The 13,272-nt window shown below is 53.4% G+C and carries 12 protein-coding genes; 6 read left to right on the forward strand and 6 right to left on the reverse strand.

The features are described 5' to 3' along the window. Nucleotides 1-49 precede the first annotated feature (49 nt). Nucleotides 50-1,825: a TrkH family potassium uptake protein gene (locus ABEA92_RS27955; protein ID WP_425572514.1), complete on the reverse strand. Its 1,776-nt coding sequence runs from the start codon at nt 1,823-1,825 to the stop codon at nt 50-52. A 366-nt stretch (nt 1,826-2,191) separates the two neighbouring features. Between ABEA92_RS27955 and ABEA92_RS27960 the strand changes: the two genes are divergently transcribed. After that, nucleotides 2,192-2,941, forward strand: coding sequence for an SOS response-associated peptidase (locus tag ABEA92_RS27960; RefSeq protein ID WP_345688563.1), 750 nt, complete (start codon nt 2,192-2,194; stop codon nt 2,939-2,941). Between the two features lie 20 nt (nt 2,942-2,961). Here ABEA92_RS27960 and ABEA92_RS27965 read toward each other — a convergent pair whose 3' ends face one another. Next, nucleotides 2,962-3,987 carry a PP2C family protein-serine/threonine phosphatase gene (locus tag ABEA92_RS27965; protein ID WP_345688565.1) on the reverse strand — a complete coding sequence of 342 codons (1,026 nt, stop codon included), beginning with the start codon at nt 3,985-3,987 and terminating at the stop codon, nt 2,962-2,964. 320 nt (nt 3,988-4,307) lie between these two features. Here ABEA92_RS27965 and ABEA92_RS27970 point away from each other — a divergent pair, with 320 nt between their 5' ends. Further along, entirely contained in the window at nt 4,308-4,799 is a 492-nt protein-coding gene (locus tag ABEA92_RS27970) for an LURP-one-related/scramblase family protein (protein ID WP_345688567.1), read from the forward strand. A gap of 237 nt (nt 4,800-5,036) precedes the next feature. Beyond that, complete coding sequence (locus tag ABEA92_RS27975; RefSeq protein WP_345688569.1) at nt 5,037-6,578, forward strand: YifB family Mg chelatase-like AAA ATPase; 1,542 nt, start codon at nt 5,037-5,039, stop codon at nt 6,576-6,578. Nucleotides 6,579-7,210: 632 nt separating this feature from the next. Here ABEA92_RS27975 and ABEA92_RS27980 read toward each other — a convergent pair. The 4 genes from ABEA92_RS27980 to ABEA92_RS27995 form a co-directional block, all read right to left on the reverse strand. Continuing rightward, entirely contained in the window at nt 7,211-7,915 is a 705-nt protein-coding gene (locus tag ABEA92_RS27980; protein ID WP_345688571.1) for a hypothetical protein, read from the reverse strand. A 343-nt stretch (nt 7,916-8,258) separates the two neighbouring features. Continuing rightward, complete coding sequence (locus tag ABEA92_RS27985) at nt 8,259-8,918, reverse strand: hypothetical protein (RefSeq protein WP_345688573.1); 660 nt, start codon at nt 8,916-8,918, stop codon at nt 8,259-8,261. Nucleotides 8,919-9,224: 306 nt separating this feature from the next. After that, entirely contained in the window at nt 9,225-9,659 is a 435-nt protein-coding gene (locus ABEA92_RS27990; RefSeq protein ID WP_345688575.1) for a hypothetical protein, read from the reverse strand. Nucleotides 9,660-9,713: 54 nt separating this feature from the next. After that, nucleotides 9,714-10,193: a hypothetical protein gene (locus ABEA92_RS27995; protein ID WP_345688577.1), complete on the reverse strand. Its 480-nt coding sequence runs from the start codon at nt 10,191-10,193 to the stop codon at nt 9,714-9,716. A 148-nt stretch (nt 10,194-10,341) separates the two neighbouring features. Between ABEA92_RS27995 and ABEA92_RS28000 the strand changes: the two genes are divergently transcribed. The 3 genes from ABEA92_RS28000 (at nt 10,342) to ABEA92_RS28010 (ending at nt 12,954) form a co-directional block, all read left to right on the forward strand. Beyond that, nucleotides 10,342-10,857 (forward strand): magnesium chelatase subunit ChlI family protein, encoded by a 516-nt coding sequence (locus ABEA92_RS28000; RefSeq protein WP_345688584.1) that lies wholly within the window; start codon nt 10,342-10,344, stop codon nt 10,855-10,857. A 758-nt stretch (nt 10,858-11,615) separates the two neighbouring features. Continuing rightward, nucleotides 11,616-11,804, forward strand: coding sequence for a hypothetical protein (locus tag ABEA92_RS28005; RefSeq protein ID WP_345688579.1), 189 nt, complete (start codon nt 11,616-11,618; stop codon nt 11,802-11,804). 37 nt (nt 11,805-11,841) lie between these two features. Next, nucleotides 11,842-12,954 (forward strand): DUF1559 family PulG-like putative transporter, encoded by a 1,113-nt coding sequence (locus ABEA92_RS28010; RefSeq protein WP_345688581.1) that lies wholly within the window; start codon nt 11,842-11,844, stop codon nt 12,952-12,954. The last annotated feature ends 318 nt before the right edge of the window (nt 12,955-13,272 follow it).

A 13,272-nucleotide genomic window follows, 5' to 3' on the forward strand; every position in this document is an offset into this window, starting at 1 on the left:
ATTCGTCTTTTCATTCTAACAGACGATCCTTACGAGGCTCATTTCGATGTCAAATGCGGCGCCAAAAACTCGGAAAGATCAGGACCAACACACTGAAAACCTCGACCCGCCCGAGCATCATCAACCAGACAAACAAAAACTTTGCCTGCTGACTAAACCCGGCATAATTCTGTGTGGCTCCGACCACCCCTAACCCAGGCCCGATGTTGTTGAGTGTTGCCGCTACCGCACTGGCCGAATCGAGCAATTTCTCGTCCAACGTTCCTTCGTTCACAAGCGATGCGACCTTACTTTTAGAAAGCGGCGGTTCGCCGTTTTCGATCGCTTCCGCCTCGGTCTCGGCCACATCGGCGGCCGTCACGGCCCCCCAGGTCCCTCGCGGTTCGAAGGTGATCAAAAACAACCACGCAAAAACAAAGATCGCCAAGATCATGGAAAAGTAGACCACGATTCCGTGTGCCAAATGAGGATCATCGACCGGAGTTCCACCGACGCGAATCGGGCGAACCACGCGAGGACGATGGGCCCGTTCGATCTCCAACCGCAGAATCTTGTAGAACAACACGTGACGGATCACCTTCATCCCGCCTCCGGTGCTGCCGGCACATCCACCGACAAACATCAGTAACAACAAGATGCCTCGCCCAAAATTGTTCCACTGATCAAAATCGGCCGTCCCGTAACCGGTCGTCGTGATGATCGACACGACTTGAAACAATCCGTTGCGAACCGATTCACTGTAGGTCCCAAAACCGACGTCGCCGGCACGCATTCCAAAGAACACGATCGCAAGAGCAACGCTCGCGATAATGCCGACGAAGGTACGAAATTCGATATCGCGAAGCAAACGCCGCGGACCATCAAAAATCGACAAATACAGCAGCGTAAAATTGGTTCCTGCCAACACCATGAACACGATCGTCGTGTACTCGATCGCGGCACTTTCAAAACGTCCAAGACTGCGGTTATAGGTACTGAAGCCGCCAGTCGCCATCGTGCCAAACGCATGACACAATGAATCAAATACCGACATTCCCTCCAACGCGTAGATCACCGTTAGAATCGCATTCAGCGCGATGTAGATCGCCGCGAACACCAGCGCGGTGTGCTGCATCCGCGGCATACTGCCCTCCTTGGTCGGCCCCGGCATCTCGGCCCGCATCATCGCCTTGCCCGCCGACCCTTGACCCAGAATCGCGACAAACAAAACGACAATCCCGAGCCCGCCGAGAAAGTGGGTCCAAGATCGCCAGAACAAAATACAATGCGGTACGCTGGCAGGCGATTCCAAATCGGTGATCACCGTCGCCCCGGTAGTGCTAAAGCCCGACTGCGATTCGAACATCGCTTCGATGAACGTGATCGGACGATCCGGCGCGATCTCGGTTCCACTTAAATAGTAGGGCAACGCCCCGAGCATGGTGGCCAACACCCAACTAAGCCCGACGATCGCCATCGCTTCTTTTTGATACAGCGGTCCGCCGCGATGCCGTCGACCGATCACCAGCAGCCCTCCACCGACAATCATGCTGACCGCGGTTCCCAACAATAACCCTTTGGCGCCATCGATTTCGAACGCTTCGGCCGCCGGTAAATGGGTTCGCTTCGCAAATGCAGGAAATGCAAATGGCAAACAGAAGCTCATCGAGCCCCCAATCAGCAAACAGATCGTGCCAAGCACGCGAAACAAAAGCGGAAAGTTCAAAGCACGTCGGTCATAAACAAAGGGAGAAACCAGGGAACCATTGTTGTGCACACAGCTTAACCCGACTTGGCCAAGTGTCGTAGAGTCCTTCGCCAACGAAGTCGTGGCCCTCACCCGCATTAGCAGCCGACGGGTGATTTTTATAGCGGAGCGGCGCGAGCCGCCCGGTCAAAATCGAAGGTTTTACTCGCTGTAACCAGGCGGCCTCGCGCCGCACCGCTACCCAAACACCGGGAAAACGAGGTTTCGATAGCAATTAATGCTCCCTCGCCGACGGTTCCGACCATTTCCCCCATTTCCGCTCGGTGATCATGCACCATAATTGATTCAAAAGGCTCGCGAACCCACGCGAACTCTCATCTTGAGTATCCGAAATGGGGTCTGCCCCTCTCCGGCGAGGCAAAACCACTCAACCAAAACGACTCGCCCTTAAAAAGCTCAGCCCCCTTTTCGGAAACTCGATTCTTGTCCGATGGAAACGAATCTATGTGCGGTCGATTTACGCTGCGAACCTCAATGGCCGATCTTCGCCAATTGTTCCTCCCCCAAGATGATCCCGATGTGTTTTCGGCGGCGGTCGAGTCCGTACTGAATCGACCTCGCTTCAACATCGCGCCGACTCAATCTATCGCGGTGATCCGTCAGCTTGCCGGCAACTCGCCCGAATTTGCGGCGATGCGGTGGGGATTTATACCTAGCTGGGCCGACGATGTCGCCATCGGTGCTCGGATGATCAATGCTCGCAGCGAAACGATTGACGAGAAACGATCGTTTCAATCAGCGTTTCAAAATCAACGATGCCTGATCCCCGCCGACGGTTATTTTGAATGGCAAAAGGTGGGATCGGCAAAGCAGCCTTACTATTTACATCAACCCGATCACGCTCCGTTTGCAATGGCCGGACTTTGGGAACTGAACACGAAAGCGTCCGATGACGCATCGCCGATCGCATCGTTCACCGTGATCACGACCGCGGCCAATGCGGTGACCGGCAAAGTTCATGACCGGATGCCGGTGATTCTCGACCGCGAGGATTTTGAGGCTTGGCTTGACCCCGATTTTCACGACACCTCGTCGCTGAAAAAACACCTCACGGCTACCCCCGATGACTTTTTCGAGATCACTGCCGTGTCGCGGCGAGTCAACCACGTTGGCAATGACGGCCCCGAGTGCATTGAACCCGTCCCCCCTAAACCAGACGGCCCCAAGACGACTCAGGCGACGCTGTTCGATTGACCATCGCCGCGTTCCCGTTGTCAACGCTCGCCTTCGGCCGACTCGTCCACGGTCGTATCGAATTGGCTAAGCGTTGACAAGGTTCCGTCGTCAATTTCAATCGAACCGAACGTATCTTCGCTCATCGTTTCATCCACCAACGTTGTCGCACCGGTACTGCGGCGTTGACGAGGCAACATCCGCGAGACGATTACCGTGATATTGTCTTCACCGCCACCTTCGTTTGCAACGCGGATCAATTCTTGACAGATCGATTGTGCATCCTCTCCTTCGCTGACCATCAACGCAAGTGAGTCATCGTTGACGTAACGGTGCAGTCCGTCACTACACAACACTACCGTATCGCCCAACATCAACTCGACTCGTTCGACCTGCGCGACCAAGTCGCCTTCGAGCTGTCCTCCTAAAACGTTCCACAGCACATTGCTCCAACGACTCTCAGGCTCTTCCTCTGGCTTCAAGTCACCAGCGTCGACCATCCGCCGCGCCAACGTATGGTCTGTGGTCAATCGCTGAGTGTTGCCGTCACGCACCAAGTAGCAACGGCTATCGCCCGCATGCAACACCGACAGATAAGGCCAAACGATTTCGGCCATCGTCAATGTGGTCCCCATCCCAAATTGCTCTGGGTTTTGCTGGGCTTGACTCAAGATTCGCAAATGCGTGTCACGGAGCAGCGACTGCATCCACTGGGCTTGCTCGATCCCATCCCAGGTGGCGGAATCGAATGCCGGGCGAGTCGGATCCGCTAACCGCTGAGCAAGAAACTTGACCGCCAACTGGCTTGCTCGTTCGCCGGCGGCGTGGCCTCCCATGCCGTCCGCAACGATCAACACTTCGCTCTCGGCATCCCCGAAAAACGTCAACGGTTGATGATGAGGCAAACTCGTCGATGTGGAACAAATACTCAAGCGGCGAGATCCCACCAAAAATTGGTCTTGGTTGACGTCGCGTGTTTTGCCGATGTCGGTCAAGCCACAAGTGTCAATCGTGACGCCCAAGTCTCGCTGAGATTGCGGATCCGAAGCACTGTTCGCACTGTTCATAACGTTCGCTGCTCGCCGGGCAAAATGACTAGATTCATACTCGCATGCGGAGCTCGACAAAAAGCCCATCCTTAAATTACCAAAATGCCGCCACGTTGTCGCTAATCCCAAAGACCGTCCTATTCGCTTCGCCCCGATAATCCTCGGGAACTTGCCCAAAGGCATTCGGCAGCAGCAAACCGACTTGGATACCGAGGGTCGTTAGCAAAAGCAGGAGAAAAGCTGCGCCCGAAACAATTGACTTTCTCGCCTAGCAATGATCCGCTGCCCCTTAGACGCACACATCAACCAATTACACGCAAACCTTTTTCGGAGCATCAATGATCTTTCGCATCAAAGAAAAGTTTTGGGCTTGGGGCGACGACTTTTCCATCACCGATGCCACAGGCGACTCGCGGTATTACGTTGATGGCAAGGCGTTTTCATGGGGCGACAAACTCTCGTTCCAAGACATCCGCGGAAACGAACTGGCATTCATCAGCCAGAAACTGCTGTCATGGAAACCGACTTATCAAATCCTGATCGATGGCCGTGTCTTTGCCGAAGTCAAAAAGGAGTGGACTTGGTTCAAGAAGCAGTTCACGCTCGACGTCCCTGGTCCTAACGACTACACGATCAACGGATCGTTTTGGTCCCATGAATTCACGTTCGAGCGAAGCGGCCGGACTGTCGCAACGGTCAGCAAGAAACTTTGGTCGTGGACCGACAGCTATGGGGTCGAGATCGTCGACGGCGAAGACGAAGTCGCGGTGCTGTGTGCCTGTATCGTGATCGATCAAGTCTTGCACGACGAATCCAATCGCAACGATTGATTGCCTTGGACGCTGTCTTAGACAAACCGCAAGGAATTCCGCCCCCCTTCGTAGCGAAAGTCGCGGAGATTTTCGGCGTATGGACGCGAGAGGTTGAAACTCGCCTTTGCTGAAAAAGACGCTTTTTGTGCGTGGCAAGTGAGATTCGGTATGATAAAGCGGGGGATCGTCGCTGCTTCGGCAGTGCATTTGGATTTCGATCCACCGCACTTCTCTTTCGCGAATACCGAGGCTCTCATGCTCGCGCGGCTAAAAACGTTCACGTTGTTGGGGATCGAGGCGATGCCGGTCGATGTCGAAGTCGACATCTCGCCCGCCGCGATGCCCAAGACGATCTTGGTCGGATTGCCCGACGCGGCGGTCAAAGAGAGCACCCACCGCGTCGAACGCGCGATCGTCAACAGCGGCTTCGTTCGGCCTCAAGACCGAGTCGTGATCAATTTGGCCCCAGGTGACCTGCCGAAACAAGCGGCCTCGTTCGATCTGCCCGTTGCTTTGGGCGTGCTTGCTGGCAGCGGCCAACTGGTGCTCGATCGGCTCGAAGATTACGCCGTCGTCGGTGAACTCGCGCTCGAAGGGCTGACGCGGCCGATCCGTGGTGCCCTTTCGATCGCAATCGAAGCCTCCAAAAACACCAAGCTAAAAGGCTTGGTGGTACCGGCCGAAAACGCTCACGAGGCGGCGGTCGTCGATGGCATCGAAGTCATCCCGGTGTGCAGTTTGTCTCAAGCGGTGGCCTTTTTTGCGGGCGAGATCGAGATCGATCCAATGCCAAGCTGCGTCAATCAATTGTTCGAAGAGTTCAGTACCTACGAAGTCGACTTTGGGGACGTCCGAGGTCAGGAATCGGCCAAGCGAGCCATGACACTGGCCGCCGCTGGTAACCACAATCTCATCATGGTCGGCCCGCCGGGTAGCGGTAAAACGATGCTGGCCAAACGGATGCCAACGATCCTGCCGCCGCTGACGGCGCCCGAATCGATTGCAACGACGCGTATCTACAGTGCGCTCGGGCAACTGCCCGCTGGGCAACCGCTGTTGGCGTGTCGTCCGTTTCGCAGCCCGCATCATACGATTAGCGATGCCGGATTGGTCGGCGGTGGAAGCCCTCCATCGCCTGGCGAAATCAGCAAGGCTCACAACGGCATTTTGTTCCTTGACGAACTTCCCGAGTTCAATCGAAAAACACTCGAGGTGATGCGGCAACCGCTCGAAGACGGCGTCGTCACGATCTCGCGTGCGCTCCGCAGCACCACGTTCCCGGCGAACTTTATGTTGATCGCCGCAGCCAACCCATGTCCTTGTGGTTACCGCAGCGACCCCCGTCGAACGTGCAACTGTTTGCCGACTCAGATCGAAAAGTACATGGGAAAGATTTCGGGTCCGCTGATGGATCGGATCGACATTCACATCGAAGTGCCCACGGTACCGTTTGATGAGCTTTCCTCGCCCGCCGGAGGTGGATCCACCAGTGCCCAGATGCGAGCGGATGTCGTGAAAGCTCGCGAAGGCCAACTGGCTCGGTTCGGCAACGGTGCGATTCAGTACAACGCACAAATGAGTAGCCGGCAAGTACGACAATTCTGCAAATTGAACCGGCCGTGCCAGCATATGTTGCGGCACAGTGTCGAGGAGATGGGATTATCGGCGCGAGCTCATGACAAGATCCTGCGAGTGGCAAGAACGATCGCCGACGTCGCGGGTGACGAATCGATCGACGAATCGCACCTCGCCGAAGCGATCGGCTACCGCAGCCTAGACCGCGATTTTTGGAGCTAACCCATTGTCGCTCGGCTTTCCAAGCCGATTTGCGTTCTGCATCTAGGCTGCTGTCACCGTGCAAGTCTCGAGGAGGTGAAGTAAGGTAAGTGACTGCTACGGGCTTGCCCCGGGCGGAAATCACGAAGCGGAAAGTCGTGACCGCCGGGACAGGCCCAGGCGGAGCAGTGTTTTGCAACCAAAGACTCTGTGGCTTCCGTTGTCACCTCGCCGAGACAAGTTCGGACGCATGAATTATCAATCGCCACTGAATGAAGGGAAAACCCACGACTCTGGCACCTATTTCTAGTCTCTGCTGCTACGCCAAGCCAGTCGTGATTCTTGGCCATTCGCTACCGAGTCTCGTTATTGTGAAGCTAAGTATTCGTCGAGTTTACGAACTAACTCTGGCAATCCAAACCAGCTATTCCGTAGTCCGCCAGACATGGGATAACGCATATCGTGCGTTTTAGTCCCCCCCCTGAAATTTCCTACTTCCCAATCAACTTCTAGTTAGGATGATCCAATTTGTTTGAAGTCCTCTAGGATTTCATCTGGTTCACCTAGCCCCATGAAGACTTTAATCTTGGATGGATCAATTGACATTGTGAACGTCCCTTACGCAAGCAACGAATTGTCTCATGGTGCTTTCCTCAGCTAATATGGTTGGCCACGAAGTCACGAATTCCGTCAATCATTCGTGTGACATCCTTATCTTCGAAGTCGTCAGGACTTCCGTGTGCTGCAGCATTGCGGATATCCGCCCATGCCTGAATTTGACGCCAGACGATTTGCGAATAGACATTGGCATCACGAAGACTTTGGTTCATTCCATTGAGCATAGATCCGGAAAGTGCGTTGTCGGTAACCAGCTTGCGAAGAGCGGTTTCCAGTACGACGCCGGCAACAACCGCTGCTGCCGTCTTCCCGTTGTTCTTAAGGTAATGGGCCCCCAGGTCAAGTTCATCAGAAAAGACTTCAGCGTGAACTAGGTTGCGTACATCAAACAAGTACCCACCTTCAAAATCACTTTTTGCCGATTGAAAGTACGCTCTGGCTCCTTTGAATGCAGAGTGAGGCGTGCCTCTTGTTCTGCAGATCTCGTCAAATCTTCGAATGGTTGTGTGCTCTGGAGGGTACAAGCGACCAAGTAGCGACAAGACCGATGCCTGCCACTCCAAGAACATAGAGGAGTCAATCCTATATTCAACAATGTCTTTCGTGGTTCTGCCGCCAGGTCCTCGCCACCCTTCTTCGTATGGGACCGTTGTTTTATGTATTGCCATGCTTGTTTCGATCCGATCAGCCATTTCCGCCAGCTCATCGAACCGCTTTTGCACTCGCTCCACCGCCTTCATCTCTATTTCCCTGTCGCTGAGTTCTTGACCAAAATATCGAACCTGTTTTTAACCACGTACAACCAACTTTTTATGCGGCTAGATATGAATCTCAATAGAATGAGTGACCTTCGCAAGAAAGCACAAGAGTTCTTGGCCCTTGTTGGTGGGGACTACGACTTGGCCCGGAACCTGATTGCCCTCGCAGCGACCAACCAGGACTAGCCAGCATGAACTGAGCAGTGAGTGAGCTTGTTAGAGGAAAAGGATTGGGCGTTGTCCAAAGGCACCACCAACGGCAGGTGGCAGGAAAGGCAGGGATGATGTGAATAGCTTGGCCTTGGTCATGGTCATGGTGCTCTCCTTAGCTCATTTGGTTGGCCACAAAGTCGCGGATGCCGTCGATCATTCGTGTGACATCATTATCGTGGAACTCGTCGGGTTTTCCGTGTGCGGCTGAGTTTCTGGTTTTCATCCAAGCTCGAAGCTGATCGGCATACATCTTGTTGAAAACGCCTTTCTTAGCTAGGTCAGCTATCATCCTATCCGTTTTGGCTACCTCAAGATCGGGGTGTTGCTCGCACATTTCCCGAAGTGTGGTCTCAAGAACAGTTCCAGCAATGACGGCAGCTGGCACCTTGTACCCCTGGTTTAAAAAGTGTTCGGCCTGCTCAAGCTCATCGGAAAAAACTTCGGCATGAACCAGGTTGCGAACCTCGAAGAGGTATCCACCGTCGAAATCACTTTTTGCTGATTTGAACACTGCGTGCAGGTGATCAAACGTAGATTTGGAATCGGCGTAAAGACCTCCCTTTGCAGCATCTCTAAATGAACTCAACGTTGGACTCTCGGCACCAAATACTCTATTAAGCAGAGACTTTACAGAGGTTCTCCATTCAACAAGCTGTTCGTTGTCAACTATTTCGCCGATGCCATCAGAATCAGGGCGGGATGTGCCAGCGATTTCAATCGCAAAGCTCGCGAGTTCGTTGAACCGCTTTTGAATCCTATCTAACTCTGCCATGTCATTTTTCCATTGGAAAGCCTGAGGCTGTTTAACCGCGTACAGCTCACTTTATACACGGTTAGACATGAATCCCAAAAGACTGGGTGTGCGTGTCACCCCTCTCTGCATATTCTTGCTGCACTCGTCGTGTCCAATACACGACAGTTTTGTGCCCCAGCTTGGTTACTTAAATGATTGGCTCGCTAGGTCATTCAAAATGAACGCTGAATAAGCAGGTAAAAGAAAAAGGATTTCTTCGAGCTTACATCACCTATGAGAAAATCTTCCAAGCTGGAGGATTGGCAGTATTGCTCTAGTGATTTTCTAATCAGCTTCGGGGCTTCTGGACACCTCCTTAGAAAGCTGTATGTTCTGGGCTGCGATAAACCGATTCCGAGCACGCCCCGTCGTGTACAACATAGTCAATGCAAATGCAAAAAGTATTGAGCTGATAATAGACATAGCGGCTGTTAGAACTGATAGAAACTGGCGAGTGGCACTCTCTATTTCGCCACTCGCTAAATAAAGCGTTTCCTTACCTGTGTCATGAATAACAAGAAATGAATCATTCTCTCCGAAACTTTCAGTCGTCCATATCGACAGTCTGACAGATTTTTCTATCGGCATCGCCCCAAGCTGGATCTCTGTTTGGAAGAGTATCGTTTCCTTCTTTCCGTCGTCCCATTCGATCTCAGCTAAGCCGTCCCGGCCAACTTGAAGACGTACATTCGCCGCAGGGAGCTCTCCTGAATTTCGCATGGAAACGGTTGTGTAGCATCGGTACTTACTTAAGGTCGTCGACAATTTCTCAAGCTAACTATGCTCCTCTTTAAGATCTAGCCCACTAGTTTCAGGATAAGAATGAAGTAAACGAATGGGTGGAACGTATACTGGCTGCTGATCAGGAACAGCAAATTCATTTACCTTCGCAACAGCAGTTATTGCCGGGTCTGACTGGCCAAGTAGAGATTGAAAATAAGGACCTATGAAGGCTCCAAATATTATTGCTGCAACTCCGATAAGTACCGAGTACCTATTCAAGTACGGCACCTCCTCGGTTTTGGTGGACGGAATTGCATTCTTGTTGTCACTCACTGAAAGCTCCATGATTTTTGCATATATTAGGATCGGCAGTCGATCGTCTGTTGTAACTGGCTCCAAGGAAGCACGACCATCGTCTCCATACGGCTTCCCTTCAAGAGATTTTACTTCGTGCCGCAGAATTGACGACTTGTCAAAAGAGTTCGCCCTCGTCCAAAAGTAGAATGGATGGTCTTGCAGAAAGCGAGACACCGATGCTTGAACTTGAACAGGTACTCACAACATCCCCCAAGGTGATGCGTTGTACCGCCTAAAGAATACAGAGTTGCTATAGCGTTCGTCCGGCCTTAGCTGCCCTGTTACCGCATGGATGGCATTTTTCTTGCCATCCAGCAGGTAAATTGACGTTAAGGTCGGATATTACAGACGCCCGTGTCCCTATGGTTACCGCAGCGACCCCCGTCGAACGTGCAACTGTTTGCCGACTCAGATCGAAAAATACATGGGAAAGATTTCAGGTCCGCTGATGGATCGGATCGACATTCATATCGAAGTCCCCGCGGTTCCGTTCGATGAACTTTCATCGCCCGCACGTGGTGGATCCACCAGTGCCCAGATGCGAGCGGATGTCGTGAAAGCTCGCGAAGGCCAACTGGCTCGGTTCGGCAACGGTGCGATCCAGTACAACGCACAAATGAGTAGCCGGCAAGTACGACAATTCTGCAAATTGAATTGGCCGTGCCAGCATATGTTGCGGCACAGTGTCGAGGAGATGGGATTATCGGCGCGAGCTCATGACAAGATCCTGCGAGTGGCAAGAACGATCGCCGACGTTGCCGGTGACGAATCGATCGACGAATCGCACCTCGCCGAAGCGATCGGCTACCGCAGCCTAGACCGCGACTTTTGGAGCTAACCCATTGTCGCTCGGCTTTCCAAGCCGATTTGCGTCCGGGCGAGTTCGCCGCAATTTGATTCGCTTCCGCCCGGCTTGCATGGGCGAAGCGAACAACTGGAAGCGTCCCTTTTCCTACCACCTCTCCACCAAGTTCGTAGTCGGCTGATTTAGAATCATTGATTACAGGCCGGAGGCCGACACACACTCTGACGGTGGCGTGAGCCACCGGCTAGCGGAGGTGGGAAAACATAGGCCAGCGGGCGATACACCCTCGGTCACTGCGCCAACCTCCGGTCCATTCGCTTGCCACCAAACCAACTGTCTTCATCGTCGGCAAAGAGGTGACTGCAGTCGCGGACGGAAGGACCATCCATGATTGCTGAACGAATTCAGGAAGAGCCCAGACGCACAGCAGACGGCTCAGTCGCAAGCCGCAGCAACCTCAAGCGCCAGCCATGGTTCATGAGTATCCACTAGGTCCGTTCGTTGCAACCACCTGACATCGGCGATGCAGTCAGCGTCATCTTTTGCCAGACTTGGTGCTGGAGCTACTTACCGCATGGGACGCACCATTGCAAGTGGGATCAGCGGGGTGAAGCCTCGCCAAAATGAATATTTCGCAATTCCCCATCGAGACTCTAAAAAAATTGACAGCCACAGACGAGAGCTATAGACTTGCCCCTTACGGGAGCTACGCGATCCACAATCAGCCTATATAGGCTGCAATCGGCTGATCTCACTATTTTTCATTTCTCATGTCGAATTTGGAAGGTTTTATGCGTTACCGGCTTTTGATGTTTTTAACTCTGTTTGTTCCGATGGCTTGCACTCTCGGCTGCGGGGGATCCTCGGAAACAAGAGTTCTCGAGGGCGAGGTCCAGGTCGATCCTGATGTTGGCAGCGATGTCAACGATCCCGAGAAGATGGAGGCGTTGATGAACGCGGATCCAGCTCCACCGCGATGATTCGTTTATTTTTCTTCACACCTTATGGGCTAGTCTTATGCATGAAAATTGTTCGGCGCCTCGATGGCGAAAGGGTTTCACCTTGGTGGAACTTTTAGTTGTAATCGCCATCATTGGCGTTCTTGTCGGATTGCTGCTACCCGCAGTTCAGGCGGCTCGAGAAGCAGCCCGGCGAATGAGTTGTAGCAACAACTTCAAGCAAATCGGTCTAGGAATGCACAACTACCATTCCGCTTACCAGATGTTTCCTAGCACTTGGGACGGATCGGCTCCTAATGGCTACCGCGTCAATCTAAACCTCGTCGGCATTTTACCTTTCATTGAGCAGCAGGCGCTTTGGGAGCAGCTCAGCAATCCATCGGTGCAAGGAACGACCAACTTCGAGCCAATGGGGGCATCCCCTGGCACCGACTCGCCGACCTACATCCCATGGATGACTCAGGTCATGAGCTATCGCTGTCCAAGCGACCCTGCGGTGCTCAATGGTGCGGCACAGACGAATTACGGGAACTGTTATGGAGATACGATTCGAGGCGCCGGTCGCTCACCGGAACCAGGCGACCGCAATCATCACACGGGTGTGACCGGCTGCCACCGAGGATTGTTTGCTCGAGAAAAAATCACTCGGTTCCGTGATATCAAAGATGGCACCTCCAACACGATTGCAATGGGCGAATTATGCGTGATGGATTTCGAGCGAGGTGTGCGGAGTTATGTATTCCATCTGGATGGCAGTGACTGGTGGCGTCCCACTCCTGACAAGTGCAAAACAGGAGCTCATATCAATCCCGATTCACCATCACAGTACGCAACAGGCGGTATTTGGCAACGTGGGCGTCGATGGGCAGACGGCCATTGGCATTCAACGGCCGTCATGACCGTGTTGCCCCCGAATTCACCCTCGTGTCTACGGTCCACCGATTCCAATGACGGCTTGGCTTCGGTGACCAGCTACCACGAAGGTGGTGCTCATGTGTTGATGGCGGACGGTGCGATCCGCTTTGTCACCGACTCGATCGAATCGGGAGACTTGACCCAACCACCGGTTGCCAATGGCAGCGGCTGGACCGCACCAGGATCGAAGAGTCCTTACGGGTTGTGGGGCGCTCTTGGAACCATTCGAGGCAAGGAGACCGAGGCGCTCGAGTAGCCTCTTTGCTTCGGTGCTTCCCCGTTCATTTAACGATCCCTTGCCGAGCGAATCGGCGAGGGATTTTTTTGTGTTGTGCGGGTCCTGAGATTTGGCGAAAGATCCAGGTGTTTATTGCCTATGATCCGCGGCATACGAAGCTTGCGCGGTCGGCCCTCACCCGGACGAGGCCTTAAGGGCCCGTCCGACCTCTAGTATATGATCGTTGTGGTGTTTCGACTGGTTTTCACGTCGATTCGCTGTGATGACCTTTTCGCAGTCGCTCTGCGGAGAGGTCGCTGACTCACAGATCCGATCCGACCCCTCTCGGCCCCAGGC

Source organism: Novipirellula caenicola, from assembly GCF_039545035.1.
Classification (GTDB): Bacteria; Planctomycetota; Planctomycetia; order Pirellulales; family Pirellulaceae; genus Novipirellula; species Novipirellula caenicola.